Genomic DNA, 20,591 nt, shown 5'->3' on the forward strand with positions numbered 1-20,591 from the left:
CGCAGAGATTGCGGGGCCTTTTGCTATTCTGATCAGGCGCTTAGCCTTCGCTGCCGGTGGCTGCAAGTTCTTCCGGCTCGTCCGCAGTCACGGTGGAAATCGCAAAGCTGCGCAGGATGAAGTCGGGCACATGATCGCCCATGCCAACCACACGCTCGCCATTGTCGCGGCTACCACGATGATCGCGGCGGTCATCCCGGCGGTATTCGCCCCGTTGATCGCTGCGGCCTTCCGTGCGGGTGTTTTCGCGATTGCTGTCGGAGCGGCCTTCGCCGCGATGATCGTGGCGATGTTCGCCGCGCCCTTCAGACGAACGCCCTTCCGAGCGGTGTTCGCCGCGCGACTCGTGGCGGCGTTCATCTTCGCGGCGCGGACGCTCGGCGCGCGGTTGTTGTTCTGGCGCAGCTTCGACGGCGGCAACCACCGGAGCGGCCACAACGGCGGCGGCAACCACGGCCTCGACCGGCTTTGCGCCACGTTCACGCGGGCCACGGCTGCGGCTGCGCGACGATCCACGCTCTTCGCGGGCGCGCTCGGGCTGATCCGATGCACCCTCCAGCGCGCCTGCGGGCACTTCGCCGCGCGGGATCGGCTGTTTCACCAGCGCTTCAATCGCGGTCAAATATTTCTCATCCGACGGCACGGCAATGGTATAGGCCTTGCCCAAACGGCCCGCGCGCCCGGTGCGGCCGATACGGTGAACGTAATCTTCGGGATGGCTGGGCGCGTCAAAGTTGAACACATGGCTGACGGCTGGAATATCGAGGCCCCGCGCGGCCACGTCGGATGCCACCAACAGATGCACCGAGCCGTCGCGGAAGCCATCCAGCGTCTTGGTGCGCACCGACTGATCCAGATCGCCATGGATCGGCGAGGCGTTGAAACCATGCGCTTTCAACGATTTGGAGACCACATCAACATCCATCTTGCGGTTGCAGAAGATGATGGCGTTGGTGCAGGACTCACCCTCGGCCTTGATCAACGCGCGCAGCACGGCGCGTTTTTCGGCAAAGCTTTTGTCTTTGCGCGAGGGCGTGAACTGGATCAGCTTTTGCTCGATCGTGGTCGAGGTCGTGGCTTGCCGCGCCACTTCGACCTTCACGGCACCCGACAGGAAGGTGTTGGTGATCCGCTCGATCTCGGGTGCCATGGTGGCGGAATAGAAGAATGTCTGGCGGGTGAATGGCGTCAGGCTGAAGATGCGTTCGATATCCGGGATGAAGCCCATGTCGAGCATGCGGTCGGCTTCGTCCACCACCATGATCTGCACGCCGGTCAGCAGCAGTTTGCCGCGTTCGTGGTGATCCAGCAGGCGGCCGGGGGTGGCGATCAGCACATCGACGCCACGGTCGATCAGCTTGTCTTGTTCACCAAACGAAACGCCGCCGATCAGCAGCGCCTTGGTCAGCTTGGTGTATTTGGCGTAAACATCAAAGTTTTCCGCCACTTGGGCAGCCAACTCACGGGTGGGGGCCAGCACCAGTGAACGCGGCATCCGGGCTTTGGCGCGGCCCTGACCAAGCAAGGTGATCATCGGCAGCGTAAAGCTGGCGGTCTTGCCGGTGCCGGTCTGGGCGATGCCAAGCACATCTTTGCCAGCCAGCGCATGTGGGATGGCTTGGGCTTGAATCGGGGTGGGGGTTTCGTAGCCGGCTTCTGCCACGGCCTTGAGCACGCGGGGATCCAGCGCGAGGTCTGAGAATTTGGTCATCTGCGTCCTGAGTGATGCGGGTTCGGCCCGCATGAAATGAAGGGACGCTGCTTTCCGGGCGCCCCGGCGTCTGGGCGTTATGGCCCTGCCGCGCGCATACAGGAATACGCGCGGAAGGTCAAGGATTGTGGCGAAAACGGCGGTTTAAGCGCCTGTTTCAGCCGATATCAAAGCTGACGCCCTGCGCCAGCGGCAGCGTGGTGCCGTAGTTGATGGTGTTGGTGGCGCGGCGCATATAGGCCTTCCACGCATCCGAGCCACTTTCGCGCCCGCCGCCGGTTTCCTTTTCGCCGCCGAAAGCACCGCCGATTTCGGCACCCGAGGGGCCGATATTGACGTTGGCGATGCCGCAATCGCTGCCGCGTGCGGAAAGAAACGCCTCGGCCTCGCGCAGATCATTGGTGAAGATCGACGAGGACAGGCCTTGCGGCACTTCAGTGTGTTTCTCAAGAACGTCATCGAAGTCTTTGTAACGCATGACATAAAGGATTGGCGCGAAGGTCTCATGCACGACTGGGCCGACCTGTGCTGGCATCTCGACCAGAGCCGGATGCGCATAAGCGCCGCCCAAGCCCGTGACAGGCGCGCCACCATGCACGGTGCCGCCTGCGGCGCGGGCCTGATCCAGCGCCTTCGCCATGCCCTCGGCGGCGCCATCGTCAATCAGCGGGCCGATCAGCACGCCTTGCTCCAGCGGGTTGCCGACCTTGACCGACTTATACGCGGCGATCAGGCGGGGCAGGAAAGCGTCGTAGATGCTGTCATGCAGGAACAGACGGCGCAGGGTGGTGCAGCGCTGGCCAGCGGTGCCCATGGCGGCAAAGGCCACGCCGCGCAGGGTCAGGTCCAGATCCGCCGAAGGTGTCACGATGGCCGCATTGTTGCCGCCCAGTTCCAGCAGGCTGCGGCCAAAGCGGGCGGCGACCTTGGGGCCAACCTCACGGCCCATCCGGGTGGAACCCGTGGCCGAGACGAGGGCGACCTTGGGGTTATCGACCAAGGCTTCGCCCAAGGCGCGGCCACCGATCAGCACGCTCGACAGACCTGCGGGGGCGGCGTGGCCAGCCTCGGCAAAGCGTTGCAACGCGCGATCCAGCAGGGCATGGGCGGCAAGCGCCGAAAGCGAGGCCTTCTCGGATGGCTTCCACACCACTGCATTGCCGCAGACCAGCGCCAGCGCCGTGTTCCACGACCAGACGGCGACGGGGAAGTTGAATGCCGAAATGACGCCGATGACGCCCAGCGGATGCCAGGTTTCCATCATGCGGTGGCTGGGGCGCTCCGATGCAATCGTGTAGCCATAAAGTTGCCGCGACAGGCCAACGGCGAAGTCGCAGATGTCGATCATTTCCTGCACTTCGCCCAAGCCTTCCGACACCACCTTGCCGACCTCGATCGAGACCAGACGACCCAGCGCAGCCTTGTTGGCGCGCAACTCCTCACCCAGCAGCCGCACCAATTCGCCGCGCTGCGGGGCGGGCACATTGCGCCAATCTCGGTAGGCGCGATGCGCAGCCTGAATGGCGGCTTCGGCCTCGGCGGGGGTGTTTTCGGCAATCGCGCCTAGGCTCTCGCCGCTGATCGGGGTGCGGGTGGGCATCGGGCCGGATTTGACGGTGACGCCAAGCTGGGCCAGCAGGGTTTGCACTTCGGTGTTCAGCGACATTTCGGCCTCGTCTGATAGGGATTTTCGGCACTAAGCCGGGGCTTGAACGCGCGCGCAAGTGCGGGCGCGCCAGCCTTTCGCGCATGATCTGACGAAATTTGCGACATAGCGCCAAATATGCGCTACATTATGTGTGGTAAATTCCGGCGGATCGCCCAAGCAGACAGGCAAAATAGAGCAAGCTGCCAGGTTGAAAAATTTAAGAGAACCGCGAGAAAATCAGACCCAGCCCCAAGACTGCCAGCCCGGCCCCCGCCCAACTGAGCGCCGTTGGCCGCTGCCCAGTGCGCAGCCACAGCAGCGGCAGGATGATTACTGGCGAGGTGGCGGAAAGCGTCGCGATGATCCCGGTTTGCGAGCCTTGCAGCGCATAGAGGAACAGTGTCATGCCGACCAACAGGCCGACGAAGGCAATGGCGGCGGTCCATAGCAGCGGCTTGACGGTCAGTTTCGGCGCAGGCGGAGCCAATGGTGTGACGGCAAGTGCGCCCATGACAAGGCCAGAGGCCCCAACGCGAAACAGCGATGCAAGGTAGGGATCAATGCCTGTCACCATAACTGGGCGGGCAATCAGCGATCCGGCTGCCTGACCAAAAGCGGCCCCCAATCCGAACAGAATGCCGATGATCGCGGTGCCTTGAAGCGTCTCAAGCCGGTGCGCATTTGCGCTGGGGCGACCGAGGATCGCCAAGGCCACACCGCTGGCGGTCAGCCCGATGCCAAACACTGCGCGCCAAGGCAGCGCCTCACCCAACAGAGCCCAACCCATCACGGCGGCCATCGGGGCATTCAGGGCAAACACTGCCCCTGCACGACGCGGGCCAATGCGACCCACGGCGGCAAAGTTGAGTGTGTCCCCCAATAGGATGCCAACCACGCCAGAAATCGCCAAAGTTATCAGGGCGCCGCGATCCGGCACGCCAAACCCCACCGTGGCCAGCACGATCAGCGCCAACAGCAGGGTGACAAACACCTGTCGGATCAGGTTGAAATGAAACGCGCCAAGGCTGCGCACAGCGTCGGCGGCAAAAAGCCCGGTGGTGGCCCAACAGGTCGCAGTGCCCAAGGCGGCAAGTTCGTGCAAGGGCAGGGCCATCACAAAATCTCCAGAATCTGCCCGATGTTTAGGCAGATTTCTGGAACACTTCAAGAACGGCGATGCTTAAACCATCATTTCCTTGGTCGCGGTCAGCTTGACTTCGGGGTAGTCGCGCTCAATGCGGTCGATGTCCCATTTCAGCCGGGTCAGGAAAACCGTGTCGCCGTCATTGTCCAAGGCGATATGGCCTTTGTTGACGTTGACGAATTTATCGACCTCGGCCTTTGCCCCAGACACCCAGCGGGCCGAGGTGAATTGTGACGGCTCAAAGCGGACGGGGAGGGAGTATTCCTGCTCGATCCGGCTGGCCAGCACTTCAAACTGCAACTGGCCGACGACGCCGACGATAAAGCCCGAACCGATCATCGGCTTGAACACTTTCGCAGCGCCTTCCTCGGCGAATTGCATCAGTGCCTTTTCCAGATGCTTGGCCTTCATCGGATCGCCCGCGCGCACCACCTGCAGCAGTTCCGGCGCAAACGACGGGATGCCGGTAAAGCGCAAAGCCTCGCCTTCGGTCAGCGCATCGCCGATGCGAAGCTGGCCATGGTTCGGGATGCCGATGATGTCGCCCGCCCAAGCCTCCTCGGCCAGTTCACGGTCGGCGGCGAGGAACATCACCGGGTTTGCGATGGCCATCTGCTTTTTCGAGCGCACATGCAGCAGTTTCATGCCGCGTTCAAAATGCCCCGAGGCCATGCGCACAAACGCCACGCGGTCGCGGTGCTTGGGGTCCATATTGGCCTGCACCTTGAACACAAAGCCAGTCACGGGCTGTTCTTCGGGCGCAATCGCGCGTTCCTGCGCCTTTTGCGGCTGTGGTTCCGGGCCGTATTCGCCCATGCCGTCCATCAGTTCCTTGACGCCAAAGGAATTGATCGCCGAGCCGAACCAGATCGGGGTCAAAGAGCCATTCAGGAAGGCTTTGCGATCAAATGCAGGCAGCAATTCGCGCGCCATTTCAAGTTCTTCGCGCAGGGTCTTCAACTGCTCCGGCGCGATGTGATCGGCGAGTTTCGGATCATCCAGGCCCGAGATCTGGATGGTCTCGGCAACCTTGTTGCGGTCGGCGCGGTCCATGATTTCAAGGCGGTCGTGCAGCAGATCATAAGCGCCGACAAAATCGCGGCCCATGCCGATAGGCCAAGATGCTGGCGTCACATCAATCGCCAGATTCTCCTGAATCTCATCAATGATGTCGAAAGTGTCGCGGCTTTCGCGGTCCATCTTGTTACAGAAGGTCAGGATCGGCAGGTCGCGCATCCGGCAGACCTCGAACAGCTTTTGCGTCTGGCTTTCGACGCCCTTAGCGCCGTCAATCACCATGATCGCCGCATCCACCGCCGTCAGGGTGCGGTAAGTATCTTCCGAGAAATCCGAGTGGCCGGGGGTATCCACAAGGTTGAAGCGATACTGCCGGAAATCGAACGACATCGCAGAGGCCGAGACCGAAATCCCGCGCTCTTGCTCCATCTTCATGAAGTCAGACCGCGTTCGCCGCGCTTCGCCCTTCGCGCGCACCTGTCCCGCCATCTGGATCGCGCCACCAAACAGCAGGAATTTCTCGGTCAGCGTGGTTTTGCCAGCGTCGGGGTGCGAAATAATCGCAAAGGTCCGGCGGCGGGCGATTTCGGGCGGGAGGGTCGGGCGATTGTCAAGCATGGCCGCGCTGTAGCTGAAAGCGGCGCTCAGGTCTAGCGTTGCCGCGCGGGTGTGGTGCGAGGCGTCTTGAACAGGGCCTCTGGCCCGATGCTGTCCAGAAACTGCCGCCCGGCCTCGGTGCCGAAATGCTGGTTCTGCGACAGGCCCGGAAACCGCGCTTTCACATCCTCGGCCAGTTCCACCGGCAGGCGATGCACGGTGGCATCATTGACCATCAGGCTTTCGGCGGGCACACCCTCGGCATAGATTATCTCGTGATGATCGAACACGATGCTGAAGAAATCGACAAAGCCGCCTTCCTGAATGAACACCGCTTTGCCATCCACCAAATAGCGCGCCTGCACCAGCAATTCAGACGTGGCAATGCCTGGGGTGCGCTGACGCTGGTAAAGAAACATGCGGTGATGCTGGCTGACCAGCAGATCGCCCGAATTGCCCAAAGTGCCTGCAGTGATCACCACCGGCGCAAAGGCCCCGACGGCGCGCAGGGTGGTCGAGCCGATCCAGCGGATTTCTTGCCCGCCGTGGTCACGGGTCAGCACCTTGTCGCCGATTTTCAGGGTTTCAATCGCGCGCTGCTGCCCCGAGGCCAAGGTGATCATCGTGCCGCGCGCAAACGAAACGCACAGCAGATCGGCCAACCCGCTGTCTTGTGGCGCATCATCCACCTTCAGCAGGGTGTAATCGTTCAAGCCCGACATCGGCGACAGCGGCAGCACGCAGCGTGCGCCGTCGGGTAAGGCGATCAGCACCAAGTCAACCTGATCGCCGTCGCTGCTCATCATCGTATAGCGTGCATCAAAGCGCAGCGGATCGCCGACTTCGCCAACGGCAGAACCTTCGCCGACGCGCGGCTGCCCCTCGGCCCGTGTCACCACCAGCCGCAGCGGCTGCTGGCTTTCATCCAGCGTGTAGATATCGCCGGGGCAGACCTCGTCCGGGCCATGCAGGCCGTCGTTGATGTTTACCCCGTTGATCACATAGATCGCGTCCGCTGGCAGAACCTGACAGGCGTGGCCGGGGGTGGACGGGGTTAGTCGAACTGTCATGCTTATAAGGCTACCGTCTATGGCTGAACACAGCATATGGCGCGGCGGCGACACAGGCTCAAGCCAGTAGAACGTGCAAATGGGGTGAAAATTTGGCTGTCGGCAAAAAATCTGCCGAAGGCTAAGTCTTACGCTGCGCCAGATCGGCTGTTAGGTTGGCGCAAACAAGGAGATATAGCGATGGATCTGGGCATTAAGGGAAAGCGCGCGCTGGTCTGTGCGGCGTCCAAAGGTTTGGGGCGTGGTTGTGCTGTGGCTTTGGCCGAGGCCGGGGTTGATCTGGTGATCAACGCGCGCGGGGCCGAGGCTTTGGAGGCTACAGCCGCAGAACTGCGCGGCTTTGGCGTGAACGTGGTGGCGGTTGCGGCGGATATCACCTCGGACGAGGGCCGCGCTGCGGTGCTGGCGGCGGCGGGTGATGTGGATATTCTGGTGACGAATGCCGGTGGGCCGCCCCCCGGCATCTGGTCAGATTGGGAGCGCGCCGATTTCATCAAGGCGCTGGACGCCAATATGCTGACCCCGATTGCGCTGATGAAGGCGCTGCTGCCGGGGATGATCGCCAAAGGCTGGGGGCGCGTCGTCAACATCACCTCGCAATCGGTGAAATCGCCGATCCCGCAGCTTGGCTTGTCGAACGCGGCGCGGGCCGGTCTGACGGGATATGTCGGCGGCACCGCGCGGCAGGTTGCCCCTTTTGGCGTTGTGATCAATAACTTGCTGCCGGGTATTCATGCGACGGATCGTGCGGTTTCGCTGGATGCGGGCGTGGTCAAGGCGCGAGGCATCACGATGGAAGAAGCACAAGCCGAGCGTTCGGCAACCATCCCGGCGCGGCGGTATGGCACTGCGGCAGAGTTCGGCGCGACCTGTGCGTTCATGTGCAGCCAATACGCGGGCTATATGATTGGCCAGAACATCTTGCTGGATGGCGGGGCGATGAACGCGACAATGTGAACTTGTCGGGGGCAAGCGCCGCTGTTAGGAAAGGCGAGAAAAACCGTCAGGATGATCATGCCCCCCGCATCTGAGACAGCCGCATCTGCGCTTTTGGACACACCGCACCGTCTTGAAGTGACGGGGTTGACCCGTGCCTTTGCGGCGCGCGCGGTGGTGTCTGATGTCTCATTGCAGGTTGCTGCGGGGCAGGTGACGTGCTTGCTTGGCCCTTCGGGCTGCGGCAAATCCACGACGCTGCGGATGATTGCCGGTGTGGAGACGCCTGATAATGGGCGCATCCAGATCGACGGGCACGACGTGTTTGGGCCAAGTGCGAACCTGCCGCCAGAGGCGCGCGGTGTTGGTTTGATGTTCCAGGATTTCGCGCTGTTCCCGCATCTGACGGTGGCAGGAAATGTGGCATTTGGTCTGGCAGGCGACAAGGCTGCCAAGATGCGCCGCGTTGATGAACTGCTTGAAAAGGTGAACCTTTCCGGCTTTGGCGTGAAGCATCCGCACGAACTTTCGGGCGGTGAGCAGCAGCGCGTGGCATTGGCGCGCGCGCTTGCCCCGCGCCCGCGCGTGATGCTGATGGACGAGCCGTTTTCCGGCCTCGACAACCGCCTGCGCGACGGGATTCGCGACGCCACGCTTGCGGTGTTGAAGGCCGAAGGCGCTGCGGTGCTGTTGGTAACGCATGAGCCGGAAGAGGCGATGCGGATGGCGGATGAAATCGCCCTGATGCGCGACGGGCGTATCGTGCAGCGCGGCGCGCCCTATAATGTGTATAACGCGCCCGTAGATCGCGCGGCGGCGGCATTTTTCAGTGATATCAATGTGATACGGGGTATTTCTAAAGGGGCGCTGACGGAAACACCCTTTGGCGCTTTTCTGACGCCCGGCCATCTGGATGGCGCTGAAGTGGACATTGTCATCCGTCCCCAGCATCTGAAGATCGACTTTGATCGCGCCGGACGCGGGCCGTATCCGACCATGTCTGAAGGTACCCCTGCGCGGGGCACGGTGTTGCGCGCGCGCTATCTGGGCCATGCCAGCCTTGTTGAGTTCCGCATGGATTTTGACGGCTCGGTCCTGACGGCCTCGGTGCCGGGGGTGTTTCTGCCGAAAGCCGACACGCCGTTGTGGCTGATGATCCGGCGCGACCGTTGCTATGTGTTTCCGGCCTGCTAGCCTGCTTCAACTCTGCTGGCGCAGAGTCTCGGCTTGCAGCCGGGCGTGATAATCGAGCAGGCCGCGACCGGGCTCGTCGGGAAACCGCTCTCCGGTAGCGGAAACAGCGACGATGCGATCCACCCGAAAGCTGCGAAAATCGCCGCGCACTTCACAAAACGCAGCGAGAGTCGAGATTTTTGCATGTTTCTCCAGCGCCAACGGCCGGATGTCACGGTGGCTCTCGGTCCCGCGTGGGTCGATATAAGTGATCGTTACCCGCTCGTGTGCCTTGATGGCGCGGCGCAGCATCGGCAGGTGTTTCGGCGCGCGATTGTCCAAGGGGCCGGGGAAGGCGAAGAGATCACCGGGGTCTTGCGTCGGCGCGGGCGTCACGGCTGCAATCCGCTTGGCCAGCGCGCGTGCGGCCTTCGCCAGTGCCGGGTCGCCGCCTTCGCTCGCCAGCCGCAAGCCCAGCCGCAACGCCTCTAACTCCACCGCGTTCAGGATCATCGGCGGCAAGGTGATCGGCGCGCGCAGGATGTAGCCCACGCCACGCTCACCCTCGACCGGCAGGCCAGAGGCCATCAGCGTGTTCATGTCGCGCCAAATCGTGCGGATCGACACGCCCAGGCGTTCGGAAATTTCCGACGCGCGGTGCAGGCGACCGTCACGCAGGATTTGAATCAGATCGAACAGCCGGTCGGTGCGGCGCATGCGGTGCCTGAATACCAGTTTTGCAGGGAGAGCAACTGACATATAGCTGTCAGCTATCTGGCCGTAAAGCCGCTATCCAAGGCCCATTTCCGGTTTCATTTCGCGCGGTTCCCTGCCTAAGTCAGTGCCGGACCTGCCGCGTGGCGGCTTTATGGAGGATTATCATGCATCTGAGCCCCTTGCACCTGCTGGTGGTGGCGATCGTTGTGCTTGTGCTGTTTGGCAAAGGCAAAGTCTCGAACCTGATGGGCGAATTCGGTCGCGGCATCACCGCGTTCAAGAAGGGCGTGTCGGATGGCACCACCGAGATCGAAAAAGAAGCGGCGGCCAAGGCTGCACGCGATGTGACCCCGGTGGACGTGCCGGTTGGCACCGATAAAGACAAGGTCTGAGGCTTGCGGCTTCGGCCGCAATCTGATGTCTGTCTGATGCAGGGCCGCTAAGGCCGGACGCCGCGAAGGGGCATTCTAGATGTTTGGGGATATCGGCTGGGCCGAATTGGTGCTGATCGGCATCGTGGCGCTGATTGTGATCGGGCCAGAGGATTTGCCGGATATGTTTCGGCAGTTGGGTCGGTTTACCGCCAAGCTGCGGCAGATGTCGCGCGAATTCTCACGCGCGATGGAGCAGGCGGCACAGGACAGCGGCGTAAAGGATGTAGCGGATGATCTGAAAGCCGTCACCTCGGCCAAAAGCCTTGGCTTGAACAAGGTCAAAGAGGCCGCAGATCGGTTCGAAAAATGGGATCCGATCAAGAACGCCGCCAAGCCGACCTCGGCCGCAAGTGTTGGCGCGCGCCCCGTAGTGACCACGCCTGCCGCGATCCCTGATCCAAACGCGCCAGTCGTTGCCGAAGTGGCCGAAGCCAGTCAGCCAGAACCCAAGATCATCGGGCCGGAAACTCAGGCCTTGATGGATAAGCAGGCGGCGAAAAAGGCGATCCTTGCCGAAACCGCCGAAAAGTTGAAAGCGGTGGATACTGCTGCGGTGAACACTGGCATCGCTGCCAGCAAGGCAGAGGTGAAACCGGCGGTCAAGCCGCGCGTGCGCAAGTCCGTTGCCGCAGCCGAAGTTGTTCCTGCGGAAGTCGCTGCAGAATCAAAACCTGCTCCAAAGCCGCGCGCCCCGCGCAAGACCAAGAAGGCGGATGAAGCATGAGCCATACGGATGAGGTGGATGCCAGCGCAGCGCCGCTGATCGAACATCTGAAAGAGTTGCGCAACCGCATCTTGATCTCGGTGGCGGTGTTGGGCGTGGCCTGTCTGGTCGGCTATCTTTTGTGGATTCCGATCTTTCACGTGCTGTCGATCCCGATGTGCAACGCCATGGCTGATTACGGCCAGAAATGCCAATTCGTGTTGATCAAATTGCAGGAAGGCTTCTTCGTTGCGGTCAAGATCGCAGTCTGGGCCGGCTTTGCGATGTCTTTCCCGGTGATCGCCTTTCAATTGTGGCGTTTCGTGGCACCGGGTCTTTATCGCAATGAGAAAAGCGCGTTCCTGCCATTCTTGGTGGCCTCGCCTGCGATGTTCATCGCCGGGGCAGCCTTTGCCTATTTCATGATCCTGCCGGGGGCATTCCACTTCTTCCTGTCGTATCAGGGTGATTTCTCACAGGCGATGAATCCCGGCGCGCCGCCAGTGGCCCCCTCTATCACCAGCCCTGCGGCAGGCGTGCTTTATCAGGGATCGGTCGAAAGCTTTCTATCGCTGACCATGCAGTTCATCATGGCCTTTGGCCTGTGCTTCCAATTGCCCGTGTTGCTGACGCTGATGGGTAAGGCGGGGATGATCTCATCTGGTGGTCTGCGCGCGACGCGGAAATATGCCGTTGTGGCGATCCTCTCGATTGCCGCCGTGGCAACGCCGCCCGATGTAATGAGCCAGTTGATCATGTTCTTCGCTGTCTATCCGCTTTACGAGCTTTCGATCTGGCTGATCGCTGGGTTCGAGAAAAAGCGTGAGGCCGAAGCCCGCGCCGATGGCACTTGGGTGGACGAAGAAGAATGACCGATGCGCTGATACGGATCGCCGAGGCGCTGGAGCGTCTGGCGCCTGCGGCAATGCCCGCGCCCGATTTCAGCGCCGAGGCCTTTGCCTGGCATACCGGGCCGGATCGGCTGGAGCCGGTCAAGCGCGTGTCGCGCGTCGATATCGGACTGCTGATCGGCGTGGATCGCGCGCGCGATACGCTGCTGGAAAACACCCGGCATTTTGCGCGCGGACTGCCTGCCAACAATGCGCTGCTTTGGGGCGCGCGCGGGATGGGGAAATCCTCTCTGGTCAAGGCGATCCATGCGGCGGTGCGGGCCGAGGGCCATGATCTGAAGATCGTTGAGCTTTCGCGCGAAGACCTGCCCTCAGTGCAGCGCTTGCTGGCGCATCTGCGCGCCGCACCCTATCAGTTCATCCTGTTCTGCGACGATCTGTCATTCAGCCATGACGATCAGCACTACAAATCGCTGAAAGCCGTGCTGGATGGCGGTATCGAAGGGCGACCCGACAATGTCCTGCTTTACGCCACCTCGAACCGTCGCCATCTGATGCCGCGCGATATGATCGAGAATGAACGGTCCACCGCGATCACCCCCGGCGAGGCGGTCGAGGAAAAGGTGTCGCTGTCGGATCGGTTCGGGTTGTGGCTGGGCTTTCATCCCTGCTCTCAGGATGAATATCTGGCGATGATCCAGGGCTATGCCGATGCTTACGGTGTGACGGTGGCACCTGACACGCTGCGCGCCGAGGCGATTGAATGGCAGGCCACGCGCGGCAGCCGCTCGGGCCGGGTGGCGTGGCAATTTTTCTGCGATCTGGCCGCACGTCACGGGGTTTCTTTGTGACCCCTTGCCATTTCTGCGTGTGGGCCTGATCTTAGCGGCATCATGATTATAGAAATCCTTGTTCTGCTGGCGCTGATCGTTTTGAACGGCGTCTTGTCGATGTCTGAAATGGCGATCGTCTCGGCGCGGCCTGCACGGCTGAAATCGCTGGAGTCGAAAAGCAAAGGCGCTGCGGCGGCTTTGCGGCTGGCCGAGAATCCGGGGCGGTTTTTGTCAACCGTTCAGATCGGCATCACCATGGTCGGCGTTCTGTCGGGGGCCTTGTCGGGGGCCACCTTGGGCTTGCGGCTGACCAACTGGTTGATCAGCCTCGGCGTGGATGCCGATTGGGCATCGACCTTTGGGGTCGGTGGGGTGGTGGTGACGATCACCTATGTCTCGCTGATCATTGGCGAGTTGGTGCCAAAACAGCTTGCCCTGCGCAATGCCGAAGGGGTGGCGATCCGGGTGGCACCGGCGATGGCGGTGCTGAGCACGGTGACGACGCCGGTGGTGTGGCTGCTCGATTGGTCGGGCAAATCGGTGCTGTGGCTGCTGGGCCAGCGCGGCGATATGGGCAACAAGGTGACAGAGGAAGAGGTCCACAGCCTGCTGTCCGAGGCGCATGAAGGCGGCGTGCTGGAGGATGGCGAGCGCGAGATGATGGCGGGCGTCATGCGGCTTGGCGACCGCACCGCACGCGCGCTGATGACGCCCCGGCATGAGGTGCAGATGCTGGACCTTGAGGCGACCAGTGCCGAGGCGGTGGCAATGATCCGCAAAATCGCACGGCCGCGGATGCTGGTGCAAAGCCGCGAGAGCGGTGAGGTGGTGGGGATCGTGACGCTGGCCGACGTGTTCAACGTGGTGTCGCGGCGGGAAGCGCTGGATCTGCGCGCGCTGGTGGTGGATGTGCCGGTGGTGTCGGATCAGGCGGATGCTTTGGATGCTTTGGTGGTGCTGCATAAATCGGTGCATCACATCGCGCTGGTCTATGATGAATATGGCCATTTCGAGGGCATCATCACCACCGATGACGTGCTGGAGGCGATCACCGGGGCGGAAAGCTCGGCCGATGCGGATGAGCCTGCTTTGCTGGTGCGGGCGGATGGCAGCTTGCTGGTGTCGGGCTGGATGCCTGCGGATGAATTCTGCGACCGGCTGGGATTGTCGCGTGCCTTGGCGGGGGAATATGACACCGTGGCGGGGCTGGTGCTGCACCAGTTGCGGCGGATGCCGGTGCTGGGCGATATCTTTGTGGCCGAGGGCCATAAGTTTGAGGTCATCGACCTCGATGGGCTGCGGATTGACAAGATTTTGGTCAGCGAGGTCTGATTTTTCAATGGTCCCAACTCGGGACCATTGTTTTTATTGGGTTATTCGGGACGGTTTTTGTTAAGGCTAATAGGGTGTTAGCGTTTGGCGCATAGCGGGGTGTCTTTGGCAGCGATGTTTCAGAAGCAACGACCTAGCCAAAGAATGCCATTGCCCGCATCAAAGTGGGCGTAGGCAGGACAGATTGAGCGGATCGTGGTGATGTTCGGGCCTTAGTATGCAATGGCGCCAGCTGTGCGGACGAAGACGCCGTTCGATTATCCTACCCGGCGCGCCATCCCGAGAGACCGAGGCGCTGTTTCAACAAAGCCAAACTTTTCATAAAGCCGATTTGCGGGAACGTCGGCGATGAGGCTGACATAGGCTGACGCAGGTAGGTGGCCTGTTACGAATTCCATCAACTCGCGCATGATCGTCTTACCCAGCCCTTGTCCCTGATCGGACGGGATCACGGCAATATCAACGATCTGAAAGAAGCAGCCCCCATCTCCGATCAACCTGCCCATGCCCACAACGCGATCCTCCTGCTCAAGCACAACGGCGAAAAGAGTGCCCGCCAAGCCCCTTGAGGCGGCTTCCTCGGAGAATGGGCTCAAACCCGCCGCCGCGCGAAGGTGCAGATATTCGGTTGCAGTAGGCGTCCGCTTGACGACCGTGTAGGCCAGTTCTGCCATGATCGGCTTCCTCATCGGGTTATAGATTACGCTTGCAGAGACAGCAGGTTACTGAACTTGTCGAATGACGGCAAAGGGCGGAAAGCGACCAGACGCTTACTGGACGAGCGGGATATGCAACCGTGCGAAACAGAGGGATGCTCCCGAACTCTGCAGGGTGGGCGGCGCGACGCGGGCTTTGCCTATGAGTCTCGCAAGACGGGCAATGATTTGACGCCCAGTCAGGTCTGGCACTACGACTAAGACCGATGCGCAGCGCCCCTTGACGGGGCGCCTTTCGCCTTACTGCAAATATGCCATCGGATCGACGGAATCGACGCCCTTGCGGATCTCAAAGTGCACGAAGGCCGGATCGCCTGCGCGGACCACGGCGATGCCTTGGCCTTTGCTTACCTTGTCACCCTTGGCCACCTTCAGGCCATCGACGCCCGCGTAAACTGTCAGGATGCCATCTGCGTGGCGGATCACCACAATCGGTGTGCCTTGGGTGTCTTTCGTGATCGCGGCGACGGTGCCATCAGCGGCGGCTTTCACAGAACTGCCCGCAGCGGCGGCGATGTCGATGCCGTCATTTTTCTTCTTGGCATAGGCGCGGATGATCTTGCCGCTGACTGGCATGGTGAATTTCGACGCCGAAGCGGCGGTGCGGTCTTTGCCCAAGTCGGCGGCGGGTGCGGGTTTCTCGCTGGCCTTGGCGGGTTTCTCATCCGGCAGCGGTTTTTTCGCCGAAGGTGGTTCGGGTGTGGGCGAGCCGGAACCGGGCGGGGTGGTAACAGCGACCGGGTCTTTCACGGGCGGGGCCGAGTTTGCGGTCGGGATGATCAGATATTGGCCCTCGCGCACTTCCAGATCGGGGCCGAGACCATTCCAATCGGCAATCGAGCGTGCCGAGATGTTGTAGATCCGCGCAATCGAGAACGCGGTTTCGCCGCGTTTGACCTGATGGCGGATGGGTTCGCTGCCAGCCGCTTTGCTGGGCTTGGTCGCGGTGGCTGCGGGTGTGGTGGTGCCGACGCGGTCAAGCGCCGTGGTCGCGATCGAGGAAACATCCACCGAACCGGGGGCTGCAGTGCTGGCGGTGGCGGTGGGCGCTGCGGCGACGCGGCTGGGCAGGGCGAGGGTTTCGCCTTCGCGCAGGCTGTCGGTGGGCTTCAGGCCGTTGTACTTGGCAAGCTCGTCTGCGGGGATGCCAACCCGGCCAGCGACGGCAGCGACGGTATCACCGCTACGGGCCACGGCGGCCTGATAGGTCGGGTAAGACAGCACGCCGCGCGCATCGGCCTGCGGGCGCGGATCGGTGGCGCGCAGGGCAGCGTCAGAGGTATCGAGCGATCCTTTGCCCGCGCGCAGATCCCAGTCGAACGGGCGGCTGTTGCTACATGCCGAAACCATCAGCACTGCGGAAAGGCCAAGAATGGGAAGGCGCGAAAGGGTCATGCTTGCCTCTGTCGTTTGCCCAGTTGTTCCGGGCGTCTTGTTGCGTATTAATCGGCACTAATCCCCTCGACCAGTGGCACAAAGCGCACCGGGCGAAGTTCTTCGTAATCATAGCCTGACTCAAGCCGGGTGACTTTGATCAGGTGCTGCACTGTATCAGATTGGCCGACCGGCACCACCATGATACCGCCGGTTTTCAACTGCGCCAAGAGCGGGCCGGGCGGGTCTTCGGCGGCGGCTGTCACGATAATGCGATCAAACGGCGCTTGATCGGGCAAGCCATAGCTGCCGTCGGCTGTCATCGCCACGATGTTGACAAGGCCCATGTCGCGGAACAATTCCTGCGCCTCACGCACGAGGCGGCGGTGGCGATCCACGGTGTAAACCCGGCGGGCGAGATGGGCGAGAATGGCGGCCTGATATCCAGATCCGGTGCCGACCTCGAGCACGGTATCGCGCGGGCTGAGGTTCAGCGCCTGCGTCATCAGCGCCACCACAGAGGGCTGGCTGATGGTCTGACCACAGGCGATGGGCAGCGGCATATCCTCATAGGCACGCTCGGCGAACAGACCGCGCACGAACTGGCCGCGATCCACCCGCTCCATCGCGGACAGCACACGGGCGTCGGTGACGCCTTTGGAGCGCAGGGCAAACAGAAATCGCATCTTGCGCTCGGCCGCCGACTCATTTTCGGGCGTGCCGTGTTCCATCATCCCAGCCGCTCCGTCAGATCGGATAGCGTGTCATGTGCGGTCAGATCGCAGCGCAGCGGCGTGATCGAGATGTAGCCATCCAGATTTACCGCAGCATCTGTTCCGGGCAAGGTGGGCGTGTGCTGCGGCCCGCCCTTGATCCAGAGAAAGCGTTTGCCGGAAGGCGCGGTGTAGGGCTGGATGCCGAAATTGGTATCACGGCGGAAGCCTTGCGGGGCAACCTTGTGGCCCTTCACGGCCTTGGCGGCGCAAGGCGGAAAGTTGACGTTGTAGAAGATGCGGTAGTCGTCGGTGGTCCAGATGCCTTTGTCGAGCAGCGCGCGGATGATCTTCGCGCCATGGGTGGCGGCGGCCTCAAACGGGTCGTCAAGCTCTTCAGTGTCGCGGCCCATGTATTGCGACAGCGCAATCGCGGGGATGCCGTGCAGAGCGGCCTCCATCGCGGCGCCGATGGTGCCGGAGTAAAGCACGTTCTCGGCCGAGTTGTTGCCACGGTTGACGCCCGACAGCACCAGATCGGGCTTGGCCCCTTCCAGCACATCATAAACCCCGGCCAGCACGCAATCGGCGGGCGAGCCTTCGACGGCATAGCGGCGGTCGGCGAGTTTGGCGTTGATCATCGGATGGGTGTAGCTGATGCAATGGCCGACGCCGGATTGCTCAAACGCGGGCGCGACTGTCCAGACCTCACCCTTCGGGCCAGCAAGTTCTTGTGCGATGCGGGTCAGGGTGACAAGGCCGGGGGCATTGATGCCGTCGTCGTTGGTGATCAGAATGCGCATCGGTCTGCCTTTTTATTATGGCGCATTGATAGCGGTTCGGGGGCTGCGCTTCAAGCACTGCTGGTGTGCGGGCGCGGTTAAACCGCAATCTGTGCTATGCGTGCCGCTATTTTCGCAAGCTGAGCCGCGCGGCTGGCTTCGGTGCTGGCGTCTATCGCGTAATCGGGCAGCCACAGGGTTTTGCAGCGGCGGTTGGTGCAGGCGCGCAAGCCTCGCAAAAGCTGGCGTTTGCCGGGGGCACCCAGCAGCAAATTGTATTGCAGGCGGGTCGCGCCAAGGCTGGTGATCACGCCCAAAAGCCGGATGTTGGGCAGACCGGGTCGCAGCGCATTGCCGTGCACGTGGAAGGCCACACCGGGGCGCAAGACGCGATCACACCAGCCTTTCAGGATGGCGGGCGGGCCGCTCCACCATGTCGGATGGATCAGGATCAGGCCCTCGGCCCATTGCAGGGCTTCGATATGAGGCGTCAGTTCGTCGGGGATGGCGTCGGGGTCGGGGTAGCTGCGCCATTCCTCGGCACTCAGTGCAGGCGCGAAGCTCTCGGCGTAAAGGTCGATCAGTTTAACCGCATGGCCCGCCGCATGGGCAGCTTGCAGCGCCGTATCGCGGCAGGCGGCGGTGTAGCTGGCCGCATCGGGATGGGCATAGACGAACAGCAGCCGCATCAGGCGGGCTGGCCGCGTTGGCTTTGCGCCAGTTTCACCAGCGTGTGCCCGGTGATCACCGCCAGAATGACGCTGCCGCCGATCAGGGTTTTCAGCCCCGGATTCTCGCCGATGAACAGCCAGACCAGCAGCGGGCCCGCGATCACCTCCAGCATGGTGATCATCGAGACTTCGGCGGCAGGCAGATAGCGCGGGCCGATCTGCAACAGGAAACAGCCGCCCGCCAGTATCACGCCACCAGAGATGGCGATCAGGCCGTATTGCGGCAGGCTCAGCACCTCCATCGGGGCGAAGGGCAGCGCGATCAGCGAGGTCAGCAGATAGCCAAGCGCGATCGAGGGCATCAGATTGCCCGAGGGGGCCATGCGTATCACCACATAATAGGCGGCGATCACCACGGCATTGGCCAGCGCAAACAGATCGCCCGACAGATGCCCGCCGCCCAAACTGCCCGCCGCGATGATGCCAACGCCGCCAAACACGCCCACAATGGCACCCCAGGTGGCGGCGTCAATGCGCTCACGCAGCACCGCCCATGACATCATCGCGGCGATGAACGGGGCGGTGGCAAGGATCAACAGCGCATTGGCCGCCGAGGTTTGCCCCAACGAGGCAAGAAAGAACACCGAGCCCACGCCCTGCAAAAAGATCATCGCCAGCGAGGGCCAGCGCAGCAGTTCCCACCAGTTCGGCAATGTCTCGCGGCCAAACAGCCCGAGCGCAAGCGCGGTGGCGACAAAAGCCGCAACCCCGCGCCAGACCGCGATGGTCATAGTGTCAGCCTGGATCAGCCGCACCACCAGCACGTCGGGGAAGAAGAACAGCACGCCCAGAACGGTGACGACAAAGCCATAGGCTTGCGGGTTGCGGGTGGACAGCGGCGCGCGGGCGGTGGTCATGGGGGAACTCCTCTGCCCGTGGTTATAGCGGATCGGCGGGCAGGGGGAAGGTCTGCGGGCGACAGCGGGAGGGGTGGATTTGGAGGGCAAATTTCTGAATCCCAGAAGTACATCCTGATACCAGTCCGCCCCAAAATTGGAAATCAAATGCGCTTCGCCCGGATATCGCCACAAACATAACTTAGGCGATCAGAAAAGTGGGCGCCTTTCCAGCGGAGAAAATGTCATGGTGAATCAAGGAATTGGATCTGCTATGGCTGTTGAATCCTCAAGATGGGGTTGGCGCAACCTTGCCAACTTGATCATCGTTGCAGCAGGTCTTTTTATCTTGAGCAATGTTCCGATGCTTGGGCAAACCCAGTCTGCTGCGCTTGACACTTTGCCGATCTGCAAGACCAATCTCGGGCCGGGAGGGCAATGGATGTTTGGGATGCCCGGCATGGTTTATGCGCCTGTTGCCTATGATGATGTCAAAGTGTCGGGATCGGATTTGCAAGCGTGGGCGACGGCGAGAAACGGGCTGGGCGTGCTGATCGACAGAGCGTTCAATGCGAAGTGGCCTAGCAAGTCACCTATGGCGCAGATTGAATTTCTGCGAGGCCCAGAAGGCGTGGTTTATCACTGCATTGTCAACATCGTGCCCTATGATCCTGATTTGGAAGACATCGAGGCGCTGCAAGTCGGTGATTGCGATCTGAAGCTGGTTGCAGGGCAACCGCAGTTGATGGTTGGCCACGCGCAGGTTTGGGAAACGCCGAAGGACTCGGAGGAGTTTGTGTTTGGACCGTATCAAGTGATCGATGGGTCCACGCTGTCGCAGCGTAAGATCATGCCGATTGGCTTCGCGGCCGGTGTTTCCATGATCGGTTGGTTCCCGCGCAATAGCGATGGCACGCTTCTTGCCAATCTTTGCCCTGTCAGGGTCGCCCCCGCGCCGGGAATTGACGGATCAGCGCAGGTTGATGAGAAAGACCTCTGCACGGCGAGCGACGGCAAGCCGACGCGACTGGCCGTTGGTGAGGTTGTGACGCTGCAAATCGAAAAGCGGGAAGGCCGCGCTTTTGAAGTGGACGAATACGCATTGGGCGACCCCAAAATTGTGGCTTCAAGCGGATTTGACAAGGTGGCGCAGATGCCGATCTTAAAAGGCATAGCGCCGGGCACAACCTCGATTGTCTTGCTGAACAATTCGGATGACCTGCAAGCGCGGGTCTGCGAAGTGCAGGTGGAATAAGCCACGCGGTTGTTCCGA

The 20,591-nt window shown here is 61.7% G+C and carries 20 protein-coding genes; 8 read left to right on the forward strand and 12 right to left on the reverse strand.

From position 1 onward, the window contains the following. Positions 1 to 40: 40 nt before the first annotated feature. The 5 genes from ACFOGH_RS03135 to ACFOGH_RS03155 form a co-directional block, all read right to left on the reverse strand. Positions 41 to 1,711 (reverse strand): DEAD/DEAH box helicase, encoded by a 1,671-nt coding sequence (locus tag ACFOGH_RS03135; protein ID WP_380071596.1) that lies wholly within the window; start codon positions 1,709 to 1,711, stop codon positions 41 to 43. Positions 1,712 to 1,868: 157 nt separating this feature from the next. Continuing rightward, entirely contained in the window at positions 1,869 to 3,377 is a 1,509-nt protein-coding gene (amaB, locus tag ACFOGH_RS03140; RefSeq protein ID WP_380071597.1) for an L-piperidine-6-carboxylate dehydrogenase, read from the reverse strand. A gap of 199 nt (positions 3,378 to 3,576) precedes the next feature. Beyond that, positions 3,577 to 4,473, reverse strand: coding sequence for a DMT family transporter (locus ACFOGH_RS03145; RefSeq protein WP_380071599.1), 897 nt, complete (start codon positions 4,471 to 4,473; stop codon positions 3,577 to 3,579). Between the two features lie 66 nt (positions 4,474 to 4,539). Next, a complete protein-coding gene (locus tag ACFOGH_RS03150) occupies positions 4,540 to 6,138 on the reverse strand; it encodes a peptide chain release factor 3 (protein ID WP_380071601.1) in 1,599 nt (532 codons plus the stop codon). Positions 6,139 to 6,170: 32 nt separating this feature from the next. After that, on the reverse strand, positions 6,171 to 7,187 hold the full coding sequence (locus tag ACFOGH_RS03155) for a Hint domain-containing protein (protein WP_380071602.1): 1,017 nt from the start codon (positions 7,185 to 7,187) through the stop codon (positions 6,171 to 6,173). A 180-nt stretch (positions 7,188 to 7,367) separates the two neighbouring features. Here ACFOGH_RS03155 and ACFOGH_RS03160 point away from each other — a divergent pair, with 180 nt between their 5' ends. Further along, positions 7,368 to 8,144 (forward strand): SDR family oxidoreductase, encoded by a 777-nt coding sequence (locus ACFOGH_RS03160; RefSeq protein WP_380071603.1) that lies wholly within the window; start codon positions 7,368 to 7,370, stop codon positions 8,142 to 8,144. 57 nt (positions 8,145 to 8,201) lie between these two features. Continuing rightward, the gene (locus tag ACFOGH_RS03165; protein ID WP_380071604.1) at positions 8,202 to 9,317 is read left to right on the forward strand and encodes an ABC transporter ATP-binding protein; all 1,116 of its coding nucleotides are present in this window, start codon (positions 8,202 to 8,204) and stop codon (positions 9,315 to 9,317) included. 6 nt (positions 9,318 to 9,323) lie between these two features. Here ACFOGH_RS03165 and ACFOGH_RS03170 read toward each other — a convergent pair whose 3' ends face one another. Next, a complete protein-coding gene (locus ACFOGH_RS03170) occupies positions 9,324 to 10,013 on the reverse strand; it encodes a helix-turn-helix transcriptional regulator (protein WP_380071605.1) in 690 nt (229 codons plus the stop codon). A gap of 164 nt (positions 10,014 to 10,177) precedes the next feature. Between ACFOGH_RS03170 and tatA the strand changes: the two genes are divergently transcribed. The 5 genes from tatA (at position 10,178) to ACFOGH_RS03195 (ending at position 14,166) form a co-directional block, all read left to right on the forward strand. Beyond that, positions 10,178 to 10,405, forward strand: coding sequence for a twin-arginine translocase TatA/TatE family subunit (gene tatA, locus ACFOGH_RS03175; RefSeq protein WP_380071606.1), 228 nt, complete (start codon positions 10,178 to 10,180; stop codon positions 10,403 to 10,405). 79 nt (positions 10,406 to 10,484) lie between these two features. Further along, positions 10,485 to 11,171 (forward strand): Sec-independent protein translocase protein TatB, encoded by a 687-nt coding sequence (gene tatB / locus ACFOGH_RS03180; RefSeq protein ID WP_380071607.1) that lies wholly within the window; start codon positions 10,485 to 10,487, stop codon positions 11,169 to 11,171. Continuing rightward, positions 11,168 to 12,022, forward strand: coding sequence for a twin-arginine translocase subunit TatC (gene tatC, locus ACFOGH_RS03185; RefSeq protein ID WP_380071608.1), 855 nt, complete (start codon positions 11,168 to 11,170; stop codon positions 12,020 to 12,022). Before tatB ends, tatC begins: the two co-directional genes overlap by 4 nt. Beyond that, on the forward strand, positions 12,019 to 12,852 hold the full coding sequence (locus ACFOGH_RS03190) for an ATP-binding protein (protein ID WP_380071609.1): 834 nt from the start codon (positions 12,019 to 12,021) through the stop codon (positions 12,850 to 12,852). The genes tatC and ACFOGH_RS03190 overlap by 4 nt, the downstream gene beginning before the upstream one ends. A 42-nt stretch (positions 12,853 to 12,894) precedes the next feature. Next, entirely contained in the window at positions 12,895 to 14,166 is a 1,272-nt protein-coding gene (locus ACFOGH_RS03195; protein WP_380071610.1) for a hemolysin family protein, read from the forward strand. A 257-nt stretch (positions 14,167 to 14,423) separates the two neighbouring features. On the opposite strand, the gene ACFOGH_RS03200 is transcribed toward ACFOGH_RS03195, so the two are convergent. The 6 genes from ACFOGH_RS03200 to ACFOGH_RS03225 form a co-directional block, all read right to left on the reverse strand. Continuing rightward, positions 14,424 to 14,840, reverse strand: coding sequence for a GNAT family N-acetyltransferase (locus ACFOGH_RS03200; RefSeq protein WP_380071611.1), 417 nt, complete (start codon positions 14,838 to 14,840; stop codon positions 14,424 to 14,426). A 282-nt stretch (positions 14,841 to 15,122) separates the two neighbouring features. Beyond that, positions 15,123 to 16,277 carry a peptidoglycan DD-metalloendopeptidase family protein gene (locus tag ACFOGH_RS03205; protein ID WP_380071612.1) on the reverse strand — a complete coding sequence of 385 codons (1,155 nt, stop codon included), beginning with the start codon at positions 16,275 to 16,277 and terminating at the stop codon, positions 15,123 to 15,125. A gap of 47 nt (positions 16,278 to 16,324) precedes the next feature. Then, on the reverse strand, positions 16,325 to 16,990 hold the full coding sequence (locus ACFOGH_RS03210; protein ID WP_380071613.1) for a protein-L-isoaspartate(D-aspartate) O-methyltransferase: 666 nt from the start codon (positions 16,988 to 16,990) through the stop codon (positions 16,325 to 16,327). After that, the gene (gene surE / locus ACFOGH_RS03215) at positions 16,987 to 17,772 is read right to left on the reverse strand and encodes a 5'/3'-nucleotidase SurE (protein ID WP_380071614.1); all 786 of its coding nucleotides are present in this window, start codon (positions 17,770 to 17,772) and stop codon (positions 16,987 to 16,989) included. Before surE ends, ACFOGH_RS03210 begins: the two co-directional genes overlap by 4 nt. A 77-nt stretch (positions 17,773 to 17,849) precedes the next feature. After that, the gene (locus ACFOGH_RS03220) at positions 17,850 to 18,440 is read right to left on the reverse strand and encodes an NAD(P)H-dependent oxidoreductase (RefSeq protein ID WP_380071615.1); all 591 of its coding nucleotides are present in this window, start codon (positions 18,438 to 18,440) and stop codon (positions 17,850 to 17,852) included. Then, a complete protein-coding gene (locus ACFOGH_RS03225; RefSeq protein WP_380071616.1) occupies positions 18,440 to 19,339 on the reverse strand; it encodes a DMT family transporter in 900 nt (299 codons plus the stop codon). Before ACFOGH_RS03225 ends, ACFOGH_RS03220 begins: the two co-directional genes overlap by 1 nt. A gap of 253 nt (positions 19,340 to 19,592) precedes the next feature. Here ACFOGH_RS03225 and ACFOGH_RS03230 point away from each other — a divergent pair, with 253 nt between their 5' ends. Beyond that, a complete protein-coding gene (locus ACFOGH_RS03230) occupies positions 19,593 to 20,573 on the forward strand; it encodes a hypothetical protein (RefSeq protein ID WP_380071617.1) in 981 nt (326 codons plus the stop codon). Positions 20,574 to 20,591 lie beyond the last annotated feature (18 nt).

Origin of the sequence: Cypionkella sinensis, from assembly GCF_042646385.1 — a bacterium.
GTDB lineage: Bacteria > Pseudomonadota > Alphaproteobacteria > Rhodobacterales > Rhodobacteraceae > Cypionkella > Cypionkella sinensis.